Source organism: Kribbella sp. NPDC051718 (assembly GCF_040681515.1).
Lineage (GTDB): Bacteria > Actinomycetota > Actinomycetes > Propionibacteriales > Kribbellaceae > Kribbella.
This window is the reverse complement of the sequence record NZ_JBFAYZ010000003.1, coordinates 691,236-712,721: the sequence shown is the minus strand read 5'-3', so window position 1 is coordinate 712,721 and position 21,486 is coordinate 691,236. Positions and strand designations below refer to the sequence as shown.

The following is a 21,486-nucleotide window of genomic DNA, read 5'->3' as shown; positions in this document are numbered from 1 at the left end:
GCCAAGGTCCGGCCGGAAATTGTCGGAGCGGCCGGGCAAGATGGGCAACGTGCAGAAATCCAGCGCGTTGAGCCGATTCTCGCCCGCGACCCGGGCGTGGTTCGACGACGTCTTCGAAGCGGCCACCCCGGCCCAGCTCGAGGCGTGGGACGCGATCACCGCGAGCCGGGACGCGCTGGTGGTCGCCCCGACGGGTTCAGGCAAGACGCTGGCGGCCTTCCTCTGGGCGCTCGACCGGTTGGCCACGATCCCGCCGCCGGAGGATCCGAAGCTGCGCTGCCGGGTGCTCTACGTGTCGCCGCTGAAGGCGCTGGCGGTCGACGTCGAGCGCAACCTGCGAGCGCCGCTGATCGGGATCCGGGAGACCGCCCGGCGGCTCGGCGAGGCGCCGATCGACGTCGAGGTGGCGGTTCGCTCGGGTGATACGCCGGCCAACGAGCGCCGACGGTTCGCGACCAAGCCGGCCGACGTACTGATCACCACGCCCGAGTCCCTGTTCCTGCTGCTCACCTCGCAGGCGCGAGAGTCGCTGCGCGGGGTGGAGACGATCATCGTCGACGAGGTGCACGCGGTCGCCGGTACCAAGCGCGGCGCCCATCTCGCACTCACGCTGGAGCGGTTGGACGCGTTGCTGCCCAAGCCGGCCCAGCGGATCGGGCTGTCCGCGACCGTGCGGCCGGTCGAGGAGGTCGCCCGCTTCCTCGGGGGCGAGCGGCCGGTCAAGGTGGTGCAGCCGAAGTTCACCAAGCAGTGGGACCTGAGCGTCGTCGTACCGGTCGAGGACATGGCCGAGCTGGCCAGGACCGAGATCGAGACCTCTGGATCAGCGGCCGGGCCACCGCAGCACGCCTCGATCTGGCCGCATGTCGAGGAGCACGTCTTCGACCTGATCTCGGCGCACCGGTCCACCATCGTGTTCTCGAACTCGCGGCGGCTGGCCGAGCGGCTGACCGCCCGGCTCAACGAGATCGCCGCCGAGCGGGCCGAGCTCGAGCTTCCCGAGGCCGGGTCGCCCGCGCAGGTGATGGCTCAGTCCGGCGCGTCGCTGGCCGCTCCTCCACTGATCGCCCGCGCGCATCACGGCTCGGTCAGCAAGGAACAACGAGCCCTGATCGAGGCCGATCTCAAGTCGGGCCGGCTGCCCTGTGTGGTCGCGACCAGCAGCCTCGAGCTCGGAATCGACATGGGCGCGGTCGATCTGGTCATCCAGGTCGAGGCACCGCCGTCGGTCGCCAGCGGGCTGCAGCGGGTCGGTCGCGCCGGTCACCAGGTCGGCGCGGTCTCCCGCGGCGTACTGTTCCCGAAGTTCCGCGGCGACCTGGTCGACACGGCCGTGGTGGTCCAGCGGATGCGCGACGGACTGATCGAGAGCCTGCACATCCCGGCGAACCCGCTGGACGTGCTGGCCCAGCAGATCGTGTCGATCGTCGCCCTCGACACGATCGACGTGGACGAACTCTTCGCACTTGTACGCCGCTGCGCGCCGTTCGCGTCGTTGCCCCGCTCGGCCTACGACGGCGTGCTGGACATGTTGTCCGGGCGGTACCCGTCGGACGAGTTCGCCGAGTTGCGGCCGCGGATCGTGTTCGACCGGGTCAGCGGCGAGATCTCCGGGCGGCCCGGTGCGCAACGCCTCGCCGTGACCAGCGGCGGCACGATCCCGGACCGCGGGCTGTTCGGCGTGTTCCTGGTCGGCGAGTCGACCAACCACCGCGTCGGCGAGCTCGACGAGGAGATGGTCTACGAGTCGAGGGTCGGCGACGTCTTCACACTGGGAGCGTCGAGCTGGCGGATCGAGGACATCACCCACGATCGGGTGCTCGTCTCCCCCGCTCCGGGGCAACCGGGGCGACTGCCGTTCTGGAAGGGCGACGCGGTCGGTCGCCCGGCAGAGCTCGGGGCCGCGACTGGTGCCTTCGTCCGGACGATGGCCGCGCTGCCGCCAGCGAAGGCGGTCAAGCGAGCGCGCGACGCCGGCCTCGACGAGTACGCGGCAAACAACCTGGTCGCCTATCTCGGTGAGCAACGCGAAGCGACCAGCCGGGTGCCCGACGACATCACGATCCTGGTCGAGCGGTTCCGGGACGAGTTGGGCGATTGGCGGGTCTGCATCCATTCGCCGTACGGGGGTCAGGTCCACGGTCCTTGGGCCTTGGCGATCGCTGCTCGGCTCCGCGAGCGATATGGCATGGACGCGCAGTCGGTCTCCGGTGACGACGGGATCGTGCTGCGTCTGCCGGAGACGGACGAGCCACCGCCGGGTGCCGACCTGGTGCTCTTCGACGCGGCCGAGATCGAGGATCTGGTCACTGCGGAAGTGGGTGGCTCTGCGCTGTTCGCGGCCCGCTTCCGTGAGTGTGCGGCGCGGGCGTTGCTGCTCCCCCGGCGCAACCCCGGCAAGCGATCACCTCTGTGGCAGCAACGGCAGAAGTCGGCTCAGTTGTTGAGTGTGGCCAGCAAGTACGGCTCGTTCCCGATCGTGCTGGAGACACTGCGTGAGGTGCTGCAGGACGTCTACGACCTGGACGCTTTGAAGGACCTGCTGACCGGTATCAGCGAGCGGCGGATCTCCGTGGTCGAGGTGGAGACGCCCGAGGCATCGCCGTTCGCGAAGTCGCTGCTGTTCGGGTACGTGGGCGCGTTCATGTACGAGGGCGACACTCCGCTCGCCGAGAAGCGCGCCGCGGCTCTGGCCCTCGACCAAAGCCTGCTGTCCGAGCTGCTCGGCCGCACGGAGCTGCGCGAGCTACTCGATGCCGAGGTCGTACTGCGCACCGAGGCCGAGCTGCAACGCCTCGCCGAGGATCGCCGTGCTCGCGACGGCGAAGGGCTCTTCGACGTACTGCGCCTGATCGGGCCGCTGTCGCTGTCCGAGGCGTCCCAACGATGCGTCGACGGCTCAGACGCCGAAGCCTGGCTGACCGAGCTCGCCGCCGCCCGCCGGGTGGTCCGGGTGCGGATCGCGGGCGAGCATCGATGGGCCGTGGTGGAGGACGTCGCGCGGTTGCGGGATGCGCTCGGCGTTCCGCTGCCGCCTGGAATCGCGGAGGCTCATGCCGAGTCGGTCGCCGATCCGATGGGCGACCTGGTGTCGCGCTATGCCCGCACCCACGGGCCTTTCCGCGCCATCGATCTGGCGACACATTTCGGTATCGGCGTGGCGGTCGTGTCCGACACCTTGCGCCGGCTCGCAGCGGCCGGGCGGGTGGTCGAGGGCGAGTTCCTGCCCGGTGGGATCGCGATGGAGTGGTGTGACAGCGAGGTTCTGCGGCTGCTCAGGCGCCGGTCGCTCGCGGCGCTGCGCAAGGAGGTCGAGCCGGTCGACCCGTCCGCGCTCGCGCGATTCCTGCCTGCCTGGCAAGGGATCACGAGCAGTCGCGGCCGGGGGTACGACGTGCTGCTCGGTGCTGTTGAGCAGTTGGCGGGCTGTGCGGTTCCTGCGTCGGCGTTGGAGTCGATCGTGCTGCCGTCGCGAGTGCCGGGGTATCAGCCGTCGATGCTGGACGAGCTGACGGCGACTGGTGAGGTGGTGTGGGCGGGGTCCGGCTCACTGCCTGGTACTGACGGTTGGGTCTCGTTGCACCTCGCGGACAACTGCGATCTGACGCTGCCAGATCCGGATCCATCGTTCGAGATCGGGGAGACCCATCAGGCCGTGCTGGATGCGTTGGCCGGCGGGGGCGCGTTCTTCTTCCGGCAACTGAGCGACGTCGTCGGCGCGACGGCTGGGGTGGTCGACGACGAGACAATGGTCGGCATCTTGTGGGATCTCGTCTGGGCCGGGCATCTGACCAACGACACCCTGGCACCGGTCCGGTCACTGGTCGGCGGCGGGCGAGGCACTCATCGCACCCGCCGCACTACACCTCGCGCGCGACCTGGACGTCCCTTGAGGCCGGGGCGTCCGGCGATGCCTGCGCGGAGCGGTCCGCCGACAGCAGGCGGGCGCTGGTCGCTTCTGCCTGAGCGCAATGAGGATGCGACCAGGCGAGCTCATGCGGCGGCGGAGACGTTGCTGGATCGCTACGGGATCGTCACGCGCGGCTCGGTCATCACCGAGCGGACACCGGGTGGGTTCGCGGCGGTTTACAAGGTGCTGAGCGCGTTCGAGGAGTCCGGGCGGTGTCGGCGTGGGTACTTCGTCGCAGGGCTGGGAGCGGCGCAGTTCGCATTGCCGGGGGCAGTCGACCGGTTGCGGGCAATGGCCGAGTTGCCGACCGGAGGGTTGGCGTCAGGTGGGTTGGCGGCGGGCGGGTTGGCGGCTGGTGGGATGGGGTCTGGCGGGTTGGTGGCTGGTGGACCTGGGGGGTCGGTGGGTCGGCGGTCGGCGGCGGGCAGTCGGGCGAAGGACGAGCCGGCGGCGCGTGCCGTAGTACTGGCTGCTTCTGATCCGGCCAATCCTTATGGCGCGGCTCTGCCTTGGCCCGAGCGGGAGAACGCCGGTGGGCATCGACCAGGGCGGAAGGCCGGCGCGCTCGTGATGCTCGTCGACGGGCGGCTGATCGTGTACGTCGAGCGTGGCGGACGGACCGTGCTGAGCTTCACGGAGGATCCGGAGCTGTTGCAACCGGCGGTCGATGCGCTGGCGCTGGCGATCAGGGATGGGCATCTGGGCAAGCTGAGTGTGGAGACTGCCGATGGCGAGCAGGTTCGGCATACGGCATTCGGTGATGCGCTGGCCAAGGCCGGGTTCCACGCGACTCCGCGCGGTCTGCGGCTCCGGGCCTGAGCCATGCCTGAGGGAGACACCGTCTGGCGCGCATGCAAGCGACTCGATCAGGCGCTGGGTGGGCACGAGCTGACGGAGACGGACTTCCGGGTGCCGACGCTGGCCACGACGGACCTCAGCGGACGGACCATGCTCGAAGTCGTTGCGAAGGGCAAGCACCTGCTGATGCGGCTGTCCGGCGGCCTGACTGTCCACAGTCACTTCCGGATGGACGGCAGCTGGCATCTGTACCGGCCGGGCGAGTCCTGGAAAGGCGGCCCGGATTACCAGGTGCGCGCTGTCCTGAGGACTGCTGACTGGATTGCGGTGGGGTATCGGCTGCCCGTGCTGGATTTGGTCGCCACCGAGCAGGAAGACACCGTGGTGGGCCACCTGGGGCCAGATCTGCTGTCGCCTGACTTCGATCGAGAGCTGGCGCTGGCCAACCTCGCTGCTGATCCGGATCGCACGATCAGCGAGGCGCTGCTGGATCAGCGGAACCTGGCCGGGATCGGCAACTTCTATCGGACTGAAGTCTGCTTCCTGCTCGGCCTTCATCCGTGGCGAACGGCGGGGTCGGTCGACCTGGCGGCGACGGTGGATCTCAGCCGCCGGCTGATGAAGGCGAACCTCCGGCATGCGGCCCAGGTGACGACAGGCGTCGATCGCCCCGGCCAGCGGTCCTATGTGTTCGAGCGGCCCGGCAAGCCGTGTCGACGGTGCCGGACGACGATCCGGACGGCGCCGATCGGCGAGCCGCCCCGGGAGCGGGTCAGCTACTGGTGCCCCACCTGCCAGCCCGAGCCCTGAAATCCGCCTGTGGATGAACCGCTGATCCGGCGGACAACCGGATACCTTCCCTGACGAGTCGAACATTTGTTCGAGTCCGAGAGGAGAACTTCATGTGCGACATCTGCGGCGGCATCACGAATCCGGAGTACGAGCAGCGACTGCGGAGCAACATCCGCAAGTACGGCTGGACGGTGCAGTTCATCGAGGGTGCGGACAATCGGAATTCTGCCTACGCCTACACCCTCGGGATGAGCCTGCACGGGCACCCGGAGTTCGTCACCTTCAACTGCCATCCGGGCTTCGTCGCGGGCGAGTTCCAGCCGCTCGCGGAAGCGGTGTTGTCCGGGCGTCGCTTCGACGAAGGCGACGACGTCAGCGATCTTCTGCAGCCGCGACTGCTTCGAGTGCCGGACTCGACGACACACCTCTACACGGCGAACACGATGTTCAGGCAGCCTGGAGAGCCACCGATCGAGGCACTACAGCTGGTCTGGCCGACCAGGACGCCATGGTTGGAGAGCGGACGATGAACGTCCGCGAGCTGCCGGGGTCAGGCAGCGGAGGCGACGACCTCGGGCTCGATGGCCGGATGGGCCAGCACCAGAGCCTCTTCGCGGGCCAAGTCCTCGCTCACCTCGGCGAAGACCGTCGACAGCGGCACTTCCAGTGCCATGCAGATGGCCGCGAGCAACTCGCTCGACGCCTCTTTCTGACCACGCTCGACCTCGGACAGGTAGCCCAGGCTCACCCGAGCATCAGCGGACACCTCGCGCAGAGTGCGCCCCTGGCGCAGCCGCTTGCGCCGCAGGACGTCGCCCAGGAGGCCACGAACCAGCACCATGAGGTTTCTCCCTTCCGCCTGTCGGACCGAACCTACTCGCACCGTAGCTCGACCGTGGGGACCAACGGTACCCGTTGCCGGGTCACTACTCCTCGCAATGTCCAGCTTCGGTGCGCCGTGCCAGTCTGCCCTACCTGTTCCCATGGTGGTCTCAACACCCCGATCAAGCCAGTTCTTCCGCCACCAACTCGGCGGCGAGTTCGAGAACGGCCCGCACACTCCCCTGTCGGACAGCTGTCCGGTCGCCGCTCAAAGCCAGCTTCCGGACCAGTACTGTGCCCGGTCCCGCGGCCGCCACGTAGACGGTGCCGGCCTCGATGCCCGCTTGTGGGTCTGGGCCGGCCACACCGGTCGTGGCTAGCCCGTAGGTGGCCCCGAGGCGCTCCCGCACACCCGTCGCCAGGGCAGCGGCCGTGTCCGGGTGAACCGGGCCTACATCGGCCAGCAGCTCCGTTGGGACACCGGCCAGGGTGGCCTTCAGATCGGTCGCATAGACGACGACTCCGCCTCGATAGACCGCTGACACGCCTGGCACGTCAGTCAGTGCGGCCCCGACCAGGCCGCCGGTCAGCGACTCCGCGGTCGCGAGGGTCTCCCCACGCTGCTTCAACCGCGCAACCAGCCCCAGCAACACCTCCTGGGAGTCGGATTGGTTCGCGGTCACGGGAGGGGGCGCTTCGCGGCGGCTCGGAGGCGGAGGCCGCGGCCGACATAGTCGAGACCGGTGACGATCGTGACGATGACGGCGGCGGCCATGAAGACGATCGCGGTCCAGTGCACGACGGCGACCGAGTGCCAGGGAAGGAGGTAGAGACCGAGGGCGATCGCCTGCAGCACCGTCTTCAGCTTGCCGCCGCGGCTGGCCGGCATCACGCCGTGCCGGATCACCCAGAATCGGAGGGCTGTGACACCCCATTCGCGAACCATCACGACGATGGTGACCCACCAGGGCAGGTCGCCGAGGATCGAGAGGCCGATGAACGCTGCCCCGGTGAGCGCCTTGTCGGCAATCGGGTCGGCGATCTTGCCGAAGTTGGTGACCATGTTCCACCGGCGCGCGATGTCACCGTCGAACCGGTCGGTGACGATCGCGACCACGAAGGCGGCGGTGGCGAGCAGCCGGTTGCCGTCGCTCGCGCCGGCGTCGCGGAGCAACAACCAGACGAACAGCGGGACCAGGACGAGCCGGAGGACGGTCAGCGCGTTCGCCACATTCCAGGCGCTGGGCGCGCTGAGCTGGCCGGCGGCCGCGCGCGGCACCGGGTTCGTCGGCGGGATCGTCACGCGGTCAGGTTAGCTGCCGGAACGCCCTCTCGGGTGCGTACCTGCGCGCCGAAGGCGGCGATCAGGTCGACGCCTTCGGTCCCGACCACCTCAGCGGTGACCAGATCGCCGATCGCGAGGTCAGCCGGGAAACCGGTGAGCGTCGTCGAGCCGTCGACCTCGGGGCCTTGGTGGGCGGCGCGACCCTCGGCGGTGTCGCCGTCGATCGACTCGACCAGGATCTCGACGGTCTCGCCGATCCGGGCCTCGGCGCGGGCCGAGGTCAGGTCCTCGGCGAGCCGGGTGACGCGGTCCAGGCGGGCCGCGATCGTGTCCTCGTCGAGCTTGCCGTCGTACGTCTCCGCCTCGGTGCCGTCCTCGTCCGAGTAGCCGAACACCCCGATCGCGTCGAGACCGGCGCGGGAAAGGAAGTCGCAGAGAATGTCCACGTCCTCCTCGGTCTCCCCCGGGAAGCCGACGATCACGTTGCTCCGGATTCCGGCCGTCGGCGCCTGCGCGCGGACCTGGGCGATCAGCTCGAGGAAGCGCTCGGAGTCGCCGAAGCGACGCATCCGGCGCAGCAGCGGGCCGGACGCGTGCTGGAAGGAGAGGTCGAAGTACGGGACGACGCCAGGGGTCGAGGCCATCGCCGTGATCAGGGTCGGGCGCATCTCGGCGGGCTGGAGGTACGAGACGCGGACGCGGGTCAGGCCTGGCACCTCGGCGATCTCGGCGACCAGGGTCTCGAGCAGGCGGAGGTCACCGAGGTCCTTGCCGTACGAGGTCGAGTTCTCGGAGACGAGGAAGACCTCGCGCACACCGTTCTCGGCGAGCCAGTGCGCTTCACCGAGCACCTCGGTCGGACGACGGGAGACGAAGGCGCCACGGAAGGCGGGGATCGCACAGAACGCGCACCGACGGTCGCAGCCGGACGCCAACTTCAACGGAGCCATCGGACCACCGTCCAGCCGGCGCCGGACGATCCGCGGACCACTGGCGGGAGCCGAGGCCAGGTCCGGAGCGTCGATAGTCAGCTCAGCTGGCTCGGAGGCCTTGACGGTACGTCCCTTGAGACCCTGCTCGCGCTGAGCCTGCACCTCAGCGGCAACATCACCGTGGCCGGGGACTGCTACGCCGTGGGTGTTGGCGCGGTCGGCGGGGGCCAGTGGGAGGAGCTTGCGGCGGTCGCGGGGGACGTGCGACTGGTGCTTGGTGCCGGCGAGGATCGAGCGGAGCTTGTCGGAGATGTCCGCGTAGTCGTCGAAGCCGAGGACGGCGTCGGTCTCCGGGAGTGCCTCGGCCAGTTGTTCGCCGTAGCGCTCGGCCAGGCAGCCGACGGCGACGACGGCTTGCGTGCGGCCGGACTCCTTGTAGTCGGAGGCGGCGAGCAAGGTGTCGACCGAGTCCTTCTTGGCGGCCTCGACGAAGCCGCAGGTGTTGACCACCACGGTGTCGGCCTCGGCAGCATCCTCGACGAGCCGGAAACCACCGGCTTCGAGCCGGCCGGCCAGCTCCTCGGAGTCGACGTCATTACGAGCACAGCCCAGCGTGACCAGGGCGACGGTGGTGGGAGTCGTAGTCATCACCCACGAGTATGACCCCTCCCCCGACCCCACCGAAATCAACACCACCCACCCCCGACCCCACACAGCCACTACATCCCTGGAGAGCAGGCCTGGAGGCCCCGGAGGGGCTGGAGCCGGAGCGGCTGCGGCCCGGAGCCGCCGGAACCCGGCGTGGCTGGGGGCTCTGGGTGCCTGCGGTGGTTAGTCGTTGGGGGTGGCTATCTTGCCGGTGGGGAGGATGGTGAAGCGTTTGGCGGGTGGGGTGACTTTTGTGTTGTTGATGTAGACGGTGATGTTGCCGCCGCTTTCGAGGGTTACTCGGATTTCGCCGGCGTAGTTGATGGTTTGGGTGGAGCCGGGGCCGAGGACGCCCTGGAAGAGTTTGAGGCCCTTGGAGTTGCGGATGGTTACGTAGGAACCGTCGCCTCGGGCGGTGAGGGAGAGCTTGGTGCGGAAGGGGGCGGCCGGCTTCTTCGGCGTAACGGGGGTGGTCGGTTTGGCCGAAGGTTTGGTGGTGGGCTTGGGCGCGGGGGTGGTGATGGCGGCGGTCGGAGTGGTCTTGGAGGCGTTGGCCTCTACGTCGCTGGGGAGGGTGAAGAGGCGCATGATGCCCCAGCCCATCAGGCCGACCAGGATCGCGCCCAGGACCAGGCCCCAGCGCGGGCGCGCGGAGTGCAGGGTCGGGCGCTTGTCGCTGGCGCGTTCCTCGCGACGGACGCGGTCCGGCTGCGGGGCCGGGTGCGACTCGTCGAACTTCGCCAGCAGGGCTTCCGGATCTGCCTTCACCACGCGGGCGATCGCCCGGATGTGACCGCGGGCGTAGAAATTACCGCCACAGCGGGAGAAGTCGTCGGCCTCCATGGCGGCGAGCAGCCCGGATCTGATCCGGGTCGACGTACTCAGCTGCTCGATCGTCATGTCGGCCCGTTCGCGGGCCGCCGTGAGCTCGCTGCCGATGCTCACGCCCCACCACCTCTCTCCACCGTCTACGAAGTTGGCTGCCAGTGCGCCGACGTCACAACAGTCAACGCCCTGGGCTCGACGGGGTCACGCAAGGCTCAGACTTGTTCCCTGACCGGACACCTGGTGTCCGCCAGCATGTGCAGAGCCTGTACCACTTCCCCGTTGGACGGCTTGGCCGTCAACCCGAACGGTACCGCGAGTGAGGTGCCGGTCAGTCGCCGGTTGGCATCGGTGACCCTGCGAGTCGCGGCCGGCATCTCGCTGAGCACCGGTCCGGGGTCGAGCAGGTGCACCGCGATCCGGCCGTCGTCGAGCAGGTGCCGCCGCTTCAGCACGGTGACCTCCTCGATCTCCTCCCACCGGGTGCCGATCCATTCGTTGCGGATCCGCAGCCGGATACCGACCTCGTCGGCGACCAGCATCGCGCCGACGGTCAGTGCCCGGGCGCAGATCACCGCGAGCACGCCGAAGGCAGCCGCGGCGATCCAGCGCAGTACGCCGGTAGGGCTCGTCGACCCCGACGTCGCGAAACCGATCGCGACCAGGCCGGCCCCGACGGCCAGTGCGCCGTGCACCTTCTGAGAGGCCTTGACGGTGAACTCGTGGGTGGCTTGGTCGATGTCGACAGCGTGCTGCTCAGACCGGGGCATCGCGGTATGGGCGGTCACGGGTCACTCTCCTCGCAATGTGGCGACGAAGTCCTCTAGGTCGTCCGGTTTCACCAGTACGTCGCGGGCCTTCGATCCCTCGCTCGGCCCGACCACACCCCGGCTCTCCAGGATGTCCATCAGCCGGCCCGCCTTGGCGAAACCGACCCGGAGCTTACGTTGCAGCATCGACGTCGAGCCGAACTGGGTGGACACGATCAGCTCGGCCGCCTGGACGACCAGGTCGAGGTCGTCGCCGATCTCGTCGTCGAGGTCCTTGCTCGGACCGGTCGGCGCGATCAAATCCTCGCGGTACGTCGGCTGCAGCTGCTCCTTGCAGTGCTCGACGACCGCGCGGATCTCGTTCTCGGTGACCCAGGCGCCCTGGATCCGCATCGGCTTGCTCGCGCCCATCGGCAGGAACAGGCCGTCACCCTGGCCGACCAGCTTCTCCGCGCCGGGCTGGTCCAGGATGACCCGGCTGTCGGCCAGCGACGAGGTCGCGAAGGCCAGCCGGGACGGCACGTTCGCCTTGATCAGACCGGTCACCACGTCGACGGACGGACGCTGGGTGGCCAGCACCAGGTGGATACCGGCGGCCCGGGCGAGCTGGGTGATCCGGACGATCGAGTCCTCGACGTCGCGCGGCGCGACCATCATCAGGTCGGCGAGCTCGTCGACGATCACCAGCAGGTACGGGTACGGCGTGAGGACGCGCTCGCTGCCCGGCGGCGGCTTGATCTTGCCGCCGCGGACCGCCTTGTTGAAGTCGTCGACGTGCCGGAACCCGAAGGCCGCCAGGTCGTCGTAGCGCATGTCCATCTCGCGGACGACCCACTGCAGCGCCTCGGCCGCCTTCTTGGCGCTGGTGATGATCGGCGTGATCAGGTGCGGAATGCCCTCGTAGTTGTTCAGCTCGACCCGCTTGGGGTCGACCAGCACCATCCGGACCTCGTCCGGCGTCGACCGCATCAGCACCGAGGTGATCAGCGAGTTGACGAACGACGACTTACCCGAGCCGGTCGCACCCGCGACCAGCAGGTGCGGCATCTTCGCCATGTTGGCGACGACGAAGCCGCCCTCGACGTCCTTGCCGAGCCCGGCGATCATCGGGTGGTGGTCGTTGCGCGCGGTCGCGGACCGGATCACGTCGCCGAGGCTGACGATCTCCTTGTCCACGTTCGGGATCTCGATGCCGATCGCGGACTTGCCCGGGATCGGCGACAGGATCCGGACGTCGGCCGAGGCGACGGCGTACGCGATGTTCTTGGACAGCGCGGTGACCTTCTCGACCTTGACCGCGGAGCCGAGCTCGACCTCGTACCGGGTGACTGTCGGGCCACGGGTGTAGCCGGTCACCTGAGCGTCGATGCCGAACTGGTCGAACACCTCGGTCAGCTTGCCGACCACCGCGTCCGACGCCTTCGTCCGGGCCTTGTGGACCGAGCCGGGCTTGAGGATCTGGCCGTCGGGCAGCGTGTAGGTGATGTCGCCGGAGAGGCTGAGCTGCTCGACCCGCTGTGGCAAGGGCGTGTGCGGCGGCGGCTCGGGAGCCGGTTCGGGCTCCAGGTCCTTCTTGGAGCCGGCCTTCATCGCACCCGCGACTGCACCGTAGATCGGCGGCGCACCGGCCGCGGCTGCGGCGGCGCCGTCCGCGTCGACGTCGTACGGCTCTTCGTCCGGATCGATCGGCGCCTTCTTGCGGCCGCGCTTGTTGATCTCGCGGCCTTCGAGCACCGGCGAGTCGTACGGCTTGACGGTCGGCTCGCCGTCCTCGTCCAGGGCCGCCTTCGCGCGCCGCTCCTTGCGAGTCAGGCGGACGGTGTCGTCGGCGGCCGCAGCCACCGAGGGCGCGTCGGCCGGGAGTTCAGTACGTCCGAGCAGTACGTCGAACGCGGCCCGGACCCGCAACGGGATCGCGTAAATCGGCGTCCCGGTCACCACCAGGGCACCGAAGATCGAAAGCAGCACGAGCAGCGGCGCCGCGACGTACTGGGTGAGAAGGTCGGACAGGAGCGAGGAGACGACGTACCCGATCGCTCCCCCGGCGTCCTGCAGCCGGCCGTCCGACGGGTTGCCGGGACGCGGCAGGCCGTTGGCGATGTGGACCAGACCCAGCACTCCGAGCGAGACCGCGGTCCAGCCGATCACCTGGCGTCCGGCCGGGCCGTTGCGGTCCGGGTGACGCATGGTGCGCAGGGCGATGAACAGAAGCATCAGCGGTACGGCCCAGCCGAGCATGCCGACGCTGCCGCCGACCGCCACCCGGATGCCCTTGCCGACCGCACCGGGCATGTCCCACCAGATCGCGGCGGCCACTACGAACGCCAGGCCGATCAGGGTGAGGCCGGCGCCGTCGCGGCGATGAGCCGGGTCGAGGTCGCGGGCGCCGTGGCCGATGCCGCGGACCATGCTGCCGAGCAGGTGGGCGATCCCGATCCAGACCTTGACCAGCCCTCTGGCGAGGGCGAGCATGGCGGCCGCGAACGGACCCGCATTGCTCGTTTTGGGCACAGCCGTACGCGCAGCGGTGGAACCACTGCGCTTCGTGCTCTGCCCACGCTTCTGGGCGCCTGACGGACGGGAGCGGCCACCAGCTGCCGAGCGGCCCGATGCGGGGCTGCTGGCTGCCGACTTCCGCGCCCGCGCCGGGGAAGACGTGCGGGTCGCCATATCTAGCAGGCTACCCCGACTACCACTCGAGTCACACGTGTCACACGCCGATCACACCGCCCCATCCGTAGCGTCACAGCCCCACGCGGCCGGGCGTGTCCGCAGGGGCCTCAGGCGCCGGTCACGCCGTCCAGATGTTCGCGCAGGAAGTCGGCGTGGCCGCAGTGGCGGGCGTATTCGCCGATCAGGTGGATGTAGATCATCCGCAGCGACGACACCTCGTCACGGAAGGTGAACTGCTGGTCGAGCGAGTAGCCCTCGGCGGCCTTGTCGGCCAGCGCCCACTCGTCGATCAGGGCCTCGTACTCCGCCTGGGCGCGGCTGGCGTCGATCAGCTCGAAGTCGGCGTCCTTGCCGAGCGCCAGATCGAACACCGGGGCGGCCGGCGCGAGCCGGGAACCGGGGTCGGCGGGAGCGGTGGACGCGGCTCCGGGGACAGCTGGGCCGGCTGAGGCGAAGTGGATGCGGAACCAGATTCGTTCGACCTTGGTCGCGTGCCGGATCAGGCCGAGCAGCGAAAGGTTGGACGGCGGGGACGGGCGGGTGGCCAGTTGCTCGGCGGTCAGGCCGGCGCATTTGTACAGCAGCGTGGTCCGGTAGAAGTTCAGGTAGCCGGCGAGCAACTCCTGCTCGGGCGCGACGAGCGAGCCCTCGGGCCGCTCGACCTCAGGTGCGATCCAGGTCATCCCCAGATCCTCTCCCGGGCGCCGGCGAGCCGGGCCACCGCATTAGCCGCACACGGAAAACATCGATCTCCGCACGCCTGGCGTCTCACGATACGTGCGGGTATCCCAACCAGTGAGATTGGTGCTGGCGCGAAGCACGGATCGTTGGCTACCGTCTTCCGCAGGTCATGAGTGCCAGCGTCAAGCCCCAGCTCGCTGGCCGGCAACCCTCCTCCGCGGTGGGGTGCCCTGGGTGAAGACCGGGCCGTTCGGATACCCCGTTTCGGCAAGTGCGGATCATCCAGGAGCAGAACCATGTCGATCCTCTCCATCCTCGAGCCTGCCAACACCGCCGTGACCACCCGGCCGGCCCTGGCCAAGCTCACCACCGGCACCATCCCCGCCACCGTCGCGAGCGACCTGCTGGTCCCGCTGGCCGACGGCCGCGTGACCGACTACGCGAACTTCGACCACGGGGCGAGCGCGCCGTGTCTGGAGTCGGTGCGAGCGGCGGTCGAGGCCGCACTCCCGTCGTACGCGTCGGTGCACCGCGGCAACGGCTACGCCTCGCGGATCACCACCCAGTGGTACGAGCGGGCCCGCGCCGAGGTGCACGGCTTCGTCGGCGCTCGCGAGGACGACCAGGTGATCTTCACCCGGCAGACCACGGACGCGCTCAACCTGCTGGCCCGCGCCGTACCGGCCGACGCGACCGTGATCGTGTTCGAGTCCGAGCACCACGCGGCCCTCCTCCCCTGGCCCGCCGAGCGCACCACCCGGCTGGCAGCGCCCACGAGCCACACCGCAGCGGTGACCGCAGTTGCCGACGCCCTGCGCGCAGCACCCGAGGGCCCCCGCCTGGTCGTCATCACCGGCGCGTCGAACGTCACCGGCGAGATCTTCCCGATCGCCGAGATCGCCGCCGTCGCCAAGGCGCACGGCGCCCGCGTCTGCCTCGACGCCGCGCAACTCGCACCGCACCGCGTGGTCGACATCCAGGAGCTGGACGTCGACTGGGTCGCGCTCTCCGGCCACAAGCTCTACGCCCCGTACGGCGCCGGCGCGCTGATCGGCCGGGCCGACTGGCTGAACGCGGCCGACCCGTACCTGTACGGCGGTGGCGCGACGGCCGCCGTGACCAGCGACGCGACCGTCTGGAACCAGGGCCCGGCCCGGCACGAGGGCGGCTCCCCCAACGTGATCGGCGCCATCGCACTGGCCGCCGCTTGCGCCGCCATCACCGAGCACCGCGAGGCGATCGAGCAGCACGAGCGCAGCCTGCTCGCCCGGCTCCGCACCGGCCTGGCCCAGATCGCCGGCGTCAACACGTACGACATCTTCGGCGCCGACGCCGACCGCGTGGGCACGGTCTGCTTCACCATCGACGGGGTCAGCTCGACGCTGGTGTCCGCGGCGCTCTCGGCGGAGTACGGGATCGGCGTACGGGACGGGAAGTTCTGTGCCCACCCGCTGGTCGGCCACCTGCTCGCCAACTCGCCCGAGGCGACCGCAGTCCGCGCAAGCCTCGGACTGGGCACCACCCGCGAGCACGTCGACCGCCTCGTCAGCGCGGTCCGCAACCTGGCCACCAACGGCCTGACCACCGAGTACGACGAGACCCCGCACGGCTGTCAGCCCCACGACGACCCCCGCGACCTCGTCGCCCCCAAGATCTGGTGAACCCACCACCTCACCAACAAGCCTGAGCCCACTCCACCGCTCGGTGCAGGGCTGAGACCCAAGGCCTGGTGAGACACGGACCCACAGGTGAGCGGCAAACGCCTAACGGTCCGGCTGGTTGGTCAGCCAGACGGCGATCTGGCTGCGTGATCTGAAGCCGAGTTTGTCCAGGATGTGCACGACATGCGATTCCGCGGTCCGTCTGCTGATCACGAGTCGGAGCGCGATCTCCTTGTTCGTCAGCCCCTGGGCCACCAGCTCGGCTACCTGATACTCCCGGTCGCTCAGCGATCCGGTGCCTGCGGATGCGGGCCGCAGTACCGGTACTGCGGCCTCGCGCCCGACCGCGAACACCATCGCCTCGTCGAATCCGACGCAGGCGGTCACGCCACGCTCGAAGGCGGCCCGGTACCGCTCGTTGCCCAAGGCATCCATCGCGGCTCGCTCACACGCATCATGCGCGTCGGTCATCTGCAGCGAGCCGAGCAACCGCCGACCACCACCCATCGGCCACACCTTGTACGCGACCCCGAGCAACTCCGCAGCCCGCTCGTACCGGCCCATGGCGGCGGTGGTCCAGCAGAGCAGCTCCAGCCACGTCACCGCACCCAGTACGTCGTTGAAGGTATGCGCCAGCCGGACGGCCTCAGTCAGCCCGGCCACAGCGTCGTCGTATGAACCCTGCATCCACTGCCCCAGCGCACACGCGAAGAGAAGCCCACCACGCGCGTACTGCTCGCCACTGTCGTCGCAACGCTCCAGCGCTCGCCGGGCGATCGCCATTCCCTCGGTGACCCGCCCCCGCCAGATCTCCGCCTGGGCAACAGCCGAGTAGAGCTGCAGCAGGAAGCTACTGGACTGCTCCAGCGCCTTCAGCCGTCGGATCGACTCCTGGAAGAGCGGCGCCGCCTTCTCGATCTCACCAGTCAGGAAGTAGTAGGTGCCGAATACGAAGACCGTGTGCGCCAGCACGTCCTCGTCATCGTGCTCACGCCCCCAGGCGTCGGCTTCCGCGGCATAATGAGTAGATGCTCGCGGCCTCGCCCTGCCGGACGTGTGGATGATGGCCGGCGGCAACCCACGCAGTTGGTCCACCCGGGCCTGCAGCGGCGCGGCGTACGGGTTGTGCCTGGTCGCCTCGTCCGGCGCGTAGACGTCCCAGCCGAACTTCATGAAGTCGCGGGACAGGAACCGCCCATCGGCGAAGTCCCGGTACGACTCGGTGTCCAACTCAGCTGAGGTGGCCGGGTAGAGCAGCAGCTGGACCTTGATCGACGGCCCGTCGTGGTCACGCGCGTAGAGCGTCAGCGCCGCACTGAGGTTGCCGCCGACGCTGTTGCCGGCGACAGCGAGCCGCGAGGCGTCGAGCCCAAGAGCAGCGCCCTCCGACGCGACCCACTGCAGCGCAGCGAACGCCTCTTCCAGCTGCGCCGGGAACACAGCGTCCGGAATCGGCGTGTACTCGACGAACACGGCTGCATAACCAGTAGCGATGACAAGATCCCGGGTCAGCGACTGGTGGTTGTCGAAGTCGCCCGCGATCCACACCCCACCGTGCAGGAAGAGGATGACCGGCAACGGGCCATCGACGCCGCTAGGTCGCTGGATGTAGACCTTGGTGCTCACCCCGTCGACGGTGATGTCGTGCTCCGAGACGTCGACCCCGCTCAGGTCGGGTGGCGCGGTCGTCTGCAGGCCCCGCAGTACCCCACGGACCTGGTCGCCCGGCAACAGCCAGTACGGGTCCGGGTTCTTGTTCACCTCGGTCAGGAACTCGCGGACCCGGCGCTCGATCCTCAGGTCGGTCCCGGCGTCCGGGACCTCGATTGCACTCATCTGACTTCTCCCTGCTCACGGTGGGGACTGGTGGCCCGAGTCCAGCACCAGCCCCCGTGAGCGGGCATCCGTCAAAATACCGATCGCGCTACTGCGGCTGCAGCCCCGTGTGGTGCGCAGCGAAGGCCAGGAGGTCGGCCCACTCGGAGGCGACCATCGCTGCCGGCTTGCCGAAGCCGTGGCCGGTATTGACCTCGATCCGGGTCAGTACCGGCTTGTCCCCCGCCTGCAGGTGCTGCAGAGTCGCCATGAACTTATGGCTGTGTAGCGGCACAACACGATCGTCGTGGTCGCCGGTGACGACCAGCGTTGCCGGGTACGACGTACCGTCGCGCAGGTTGTGCAGTGGCGAGTAAGCCAGCAAGTCCTCGAACTGGGTCGGGTCGTCGGGCAGGCCGAAGTCCGATGCCCAGGCGGCGCCCACGGTGAAGAGGTGGAAGCGCAGCATGTCCATCACGCCGACGCCGGGCAGCGCCACTGCGAACAGGTCCGGCCGCTGGGTCATCACTGCTCCGACGAGCAGACCGCCGTTGCTGCGGCCGTGGATGGCCAGCTGCGCCGGCGTAGTCACCTTGGTCTTGGTCAGGTCCTCCCCGACCGCGATGAAGTCGTCGAAGACGTTCTGCTTGTTCCGCAGCCGCCCCTCGTCGTGCCAGGCACTGCCGAACTCCCCACCGCCCCGCAAGTTGGTGATCACCAGCACGCCGCCCGCCGCAAGCCAGGCCGGCCAGCCCGGACGGTAGTCGGCCATGACCGGGATGCTGAAACCTCCATAGCCCCACATCAGCGTCGGACGCGGTTCGTCGAAGCTCAGGTCGGCCCGGCTGATCAGGAAGTACGGCACCTGCCGCCCCGGCTCGACCCGGCGGCTGACAGTGATGTCAGGCGACAGGAAGCCGACCCCGGCCGGCACCAGCGACGGCAGCGCACGGAACTCGCCGGTTGCCGTCGAGACCACATAGGCAACGGTCGGATCCGTGGTCGACGAGAGCCCGATGAAGAGCTCGTCGTACTTCGGTGACGCGGTCAACCCCACAAAGCCCCCGCCCGGCACCGGCACCACCCGGCCGCTACCACCCTCCAAAGCATGCAAGGCAAGCACCGGCTGCGCGTCGACCAGAGAAACGACAGCCAACCCCGACGCCGTGCCACTGACGGTCAGCAACGCATTCGAGCCCTCAGGGATGAGGTCGGTGAAGTTGCCCTCGAGGTCCGACGTCACCACCCGGCCCCGAGATGCATCCCGGTCGGTCTGCAGAACCAACTGGTCGCCGGACATCCGCACGAAGATGTTCTCGTCGCGGAACTCGTCGATCACCTTGATCGGCTCGCCCAGCACGCTGCCGGCCACCGGGTACACCCAGATCCGAGATGCCGGGTCGGTGCCCTCGGCAAGCGTCACCACGAGGTAGCGGTCGTCGTCGGAGACCTCGGGCTGGATGAAGATCTGCGCGTTGTCCGGGAAGCTCAGGACCAGCTGGTCGTCGTCCTGCGGAGTACCGACCTTGTGCAGCTTCAGCTGGCCACCTTCAAGTGCCTGCGTCTCGGTGCCCTCGCTGCGGCCACTGGCCGGGTAGTGCAGGTAGAGGTACGCCGACGAGTCCGGTAGCCAGGTGGCCTGGGAGAACTTCGCACGAGTGACCACATCGTCAACATCGGCACCAGTGGCTATCTCCCGGAGCCGGAAGGTGGTCCAGTCGCTACCACTCTCGTTGACCCCGTAGGCGAAGTACCGGCCGTCCGGGCTGATAGTGAAGCTGGCCAATGAGTCAGTGCCGTCCGCGGACAGCTTGTTGGGGTCGAGGATGACACGGCCACCCTCGAGCAGCCCTTCCAGCGAGTCGGCGACATACAGGACGTCCTGCGCCTGGGAGCCGTCGTTGCGGCCCACGAAGTACCAGCCGGACTTGTGCGCGGGTACGCCGGCCCGGGGCCGCGCCAGGATCGCCGAGAGAGTCTCCTGGAACCAGGCGCGCTCCGGATAGCTGGACAGCTCGGCCTCGGTCGCCTCGTTCTGGCGGGAGACCCAGTCCTTGGTCTCGGCGGAGTCAGCGTCCTCCAGCCAGCGGTACGGGTCGGCGATCTCGCGTCCGTGCAGGGTGTCGACGACAGTCTCGTCACGGCGACTCTCTGGGTAGCTCATGCCAGCAAACTTAGCCCGCGGCCACCACTCACCTCAGCAGGTTTTCCCTACCGGCAGACTGCGCGTCCCGCTCACCAGGCCTTCAGCGGGCGGCATCCCGCGCTGGGCATCCGGACTGGTGAGCGGGCCGCTCCCCAGAGTTGTCAGTGGTGTGCTGCCGGCAAGTCCTTGCGCCAGAGCACCTTGCCGTACAGGTCGCGCAGCGAGGCGGTGAAGACCTCGGAGCGCGGGTCGATCGACACGTGCCCGAAGAACTGGTTGCCACCCGACGGCGGCTGGTTCGGGAAGTCAGCCGCCTTCACGAACTCCAACCGAGGCCCGAAGGTCGAGTCGAGCGTGTTCGGCCCGAACGTACCGGCGTTGACCGGACCAGCGACCAGCTCCCAGAACGGGTCGAAGTCGGTGAAGGCCGCCCGCGACGGGTCGTAGTGGTGCGCCGCGCAGTAGTGCACGTCCGCGGTCAGCCAGACCGTGTTGCGGACCTTCCGGCGCTTGAACTGCGAGAGCACCCAGGCGATCTCGTGCTCACGGCCACCGGGCGCACCGGCCAGTCCGTTGGCGACAGCCTCGATCTCGGTACCGTCCGGCACCAGCAGACCCAGCGGCATGTCGCTGGCAATCACCTTCCAGGTCGCCTTGGAAGCAGCGGCCTCGCGAACCAGCCATGCTGCCTGCTCGGCACCCAGCATCGCGACCGGACCGGCGACACCCGGTGCCGGGTTGGCGCCGCGGTACGTCCGCATGTCGAGGCAGAAGACATCGAGCAGCGGGCCATAGCTCACCTTGCGGTAGATGCGGTTGCGGCCGGCGGTGTGCACCATCGGCAGGTACTCCAGGAATGCCTGCCGGGAGCGCTGGGCCAGCACGTCGACCCGCTTCTCGGTGTAGCGGTCGTCGGTCAGGATCTCGCCCGGGTACCAGTTGTTCAGCGTCTCGTGGTCATCCCACTGGCTGACGATCGGCACATCGGCGTACAGGTCGCGCAGGTTGTGGTCGAGCAGGTTGTACTTGTACCGGCCCCGGTACTCCGCCAGCGTCTCGGCGACCTTGCTGACCTCCTCGGTCACCACGTTCTTCCAGGTGGTGCCGTCCGGGATCGCCACCGAGGCCGCGATCGGGCCGTCGGCGTAGATGTTGTCGCCGGAGTGCAGGAAGAAGTCGGGGCGGGTCTGGTGCATCGCCTTGTACGCGATCATGCCGCCGATGTCGGGGTTGATGCCGTAGCCCTGGCCGGCGGTGTCACCGGTCCACACGAAGCTCACGGGGCGGTTGCGGCCCGGCGTACTGAAGGAGCCTTCGATGGTCTCGCCACGGCGGCCGTAGGCGTCCTCGAAGCCGACCCGGTAGTCGTAGCGCTGGCCGGGGCGCAGACCGCGCAGCGGCAGCTGGGCGGTGTAGTCCTGGTCGCCCGAGGTGATCGGACCGCGCAGCGTCACAGCGCGGTCGAACCGGCCGTGGGTGGTCAGGTCGACGGTCAGCCGGGCGCGGCGATCGGTGCGCGACCAGACGACGGCGGAGTTCGAGGTGACGTCGCCGGACATGATTCCGGACGGCAGAGCAGGACGGTCCCGGCGTACTACGGAAGCGGCGGCGGTCACGCTCGGTACGGCGGCGGTTGCACCTGCGACGGCAGTGGCGGCCAGCAGCTGGCGGCGGCTCAAGTTCATGAGCCGAAGGTGCTCCTCCGGAGTGACGTCCGGGTGACTGCGG

General features: G+C 68.9%; 15 protein-coding genes and 1 riboswitch. Of the genes, 4 read left to right on the top strand and 11 right to left on the bottom strand.

Features of this window, described 5'->3' with window-relative positions; translation table 11 throughout:
- Positions 1-40: 40 nt before the first annotated feature.
- The 3 genes from AB0M15_RS14920 to AB0M15_RS14910 all read left to right on the top strand — a co-directional run bounded on the left by AB0M15_RS14920 (position 41) and on the right by AB0M15_RS14910 (position 6,030).
- Positions 41-4,729 (top strand): ATP-dependent helicase, encoded by a 4,689-nt coding sequence (locus tag AB0M15_RS14920; protein WP_363818447.1) that lies wholly within the window; start codon positions 41-43, stop codon positions 4,727-4,729.
- A 3-nt stretch (positions 4,730-4,732) separates the two neighbouring features.
- Complete coding sequence (locus AB0M15_RS14915; protein ID WP_363818048.1) at positions 4,733-5,518, top strand: DNA-formamidopyrimidine glycosylase family protein; 786 nt, start codon at positions 4,733-4,735, stop codon at positions 5,516-5,518.
- A gap of 92 nt (positions 5,519-5,610) precedes the next feature.
- Positions 5,611-6,030, top strand: coding sequence for a DUF4262 domain-containing protein (locus AB0M15_RS14910; protein WP_363818046.1), 420 nt, complete (start codon positions 5,611-5,613; stop codon positions 6,028-6,030).
- A gap of 20 nt (positions 6,031-6,050) precedes the next feature.
- On the opposite strand, the gene AB0M15_RS14905 is transcribed toward AB0M15_RS14910, so the two are convergent.
- From AB0M15_RS14905 to AB0M15_RS14870, 8 genes are all read right to left on the bottom strand, one after another.
- A complete protein-coding gene (locus tag AB0M15_RS14905) occupies positions 6,051-6,341 on the bottom strand; it encodes a helix-turn-helix transcriptional regulator (RefSeq protein ID WP_328322728.1) in 291 nt (96 codons plus the stop codon).
- Between the two features lie 163 nt (positions 6,342-6,504).
- A complete protein-coding gene (locus AB0M15_RS14900) occupies positions 6,505-7,005 on the bottom strand; it encodes a CinA family protein (protein ID WP_363818044.1) in 501 nt (166 codons plus the stop codon).
- Positions 7,002-7,625, bottom strand: coding sequence for a CDP-diacylglycerol--glycerol-3-phosphate 3-phosphatidyltransferase (gene pgsA / locus AB0M15_RS14895; RefSeq protein ID WP_363818041.1), 624 nt, complete (start codon positions 7,623-7,625; stop codon positions 7,002-7,004). The genes AB0M15_RS14900 and pgsA overlap by 4 nt, the downstream gene beginning before the upstream one ends.
- Entirely contained in the window at positions 7,622-9,187 is a 1,566-nt protein-coding gene (rimO, locus tag AB0M15_RS14890) for a 30S ribosomal protein S12 methylthiotransferase RimO (protein WP_363818038.1), read from the bottom strand. Before rimO ends, pgsA begins: the two co-directional genes overlap by 4 nt.
- Before the next feature lie 183 nt (positions 9,188-9,370).
- Positions 9,371-10,132, bottom strand: a complete 762-nt coding sequence (locus AB0M15_RS14885; protein WP_363818035.1) for a RodZ domain-containing protein — start codon at positions 10,130-10,132, stop codon at positions 9,371-9,373.
- 95 nt (positions 10,133-10,227) lie between these two features.
- Positions 10,228-10,800: a hypothetical protein gene (locus tag AB0M15_RS14880; protein ID WP_363818033.1), complete on the bottom strand. Its 573-nt coding sequence runs from the start codon at positions 10,798-10,800 to the stop codon at positions 10,228-10,230.
- Positions 10,801-10,803: 3 nt separating this feature from the next.
- Positions 10,804-13,452, bottom strand: coding sequence for a DNA translocase FtsK 4TM domain-containing protein (locus AB0M15_RS14875; protein ID WP_363818030.1), 2,649 nt, complete (start codon positions 13,450-13,452; stop codon positions 10,804-10,806).
- 110 nt (positions 13,453-13,562) lie between these two features.
- A complete protein-coding gene (locus tag AB0M15_RS14870; RefSeq protein ID WP_363818028.1) occupies positions 13,563-14,138 on the bottom strand; it encodes a DinB family protein in 576 nt (191 codons plus the stop codon).
- A 163-nt stretch (positions 14,139-14,301) separates the two neighbouring features.
- Positions 14,302-14,416, top strand: a riboswitch (SAM riboswitch).
- 16 nt (positions 14,417-14,432) lie between these two features.
- On the opposite strand from AB0M15_RS14870, the gene AB0M15_RS14865 reads away from it, so the two are divergent.
- Entirely contained in the window at positions 14,433-15,797 is a 1,365-nt protein-coding gene (locus AB0M15_RS14865) for an aminotransferase class V-fold PLP-dependent enzyme (protein WP_363818026.1), read from the top strand.
- Positions 15,798-15,899: 102 nt separating this feature from the next.
- Here AB0M15_RS14865 and AB0M15_RS14860 read toward each other — a convergent pair whose 3' ends face one another.
- From AB0M15_RS14860 to AB0M15_RS14850, 3 genes are all read right to left on the bottom strand, one after another.
- Positions 15,900-17,633, bottom strand: coding sequence for an alpha/beta hydrolase fold domain-containing protein (locus tag AB0M15_RS14860; RefSeq protein ID WP_363818023.1), 1,734 nt, complete (start codon positions 17,631-17,633; stop codon positions 15,900-15,902).
- Positions 17,634-17,721: 88 nt separating this feature from the next.
- The gene (locus tag AB0M15_RS14855; protein WP_363818020.1) at positions 17,722-19,776 is read right to left on the bottom strand and encodes a prolyl oligopeptidase family serine peptidase; all 2,055 of its coding nucleotides are present in this window, start codon (positions 19,774-19,776) and stop codon (positions 17,722-17,724) included.
- A 143-nt stretch (positions 19,777-19,919) separates the two neighbouring features.
- The gene (locus tag AB0M15_RS14850; protein ID WP_363818017.1) at positions 19,920-21,443 is read right to left on the bottom strand and encodes an alkaline phosphatase D family protein; all 1,524 of its coding nucleotides are present in this window, start codon (positions 21,441-21,443) and stop codon (positions 19,920-19,922) included.
- Positions 21,444-21,486 lie beyond the last annotated feature (43 nt).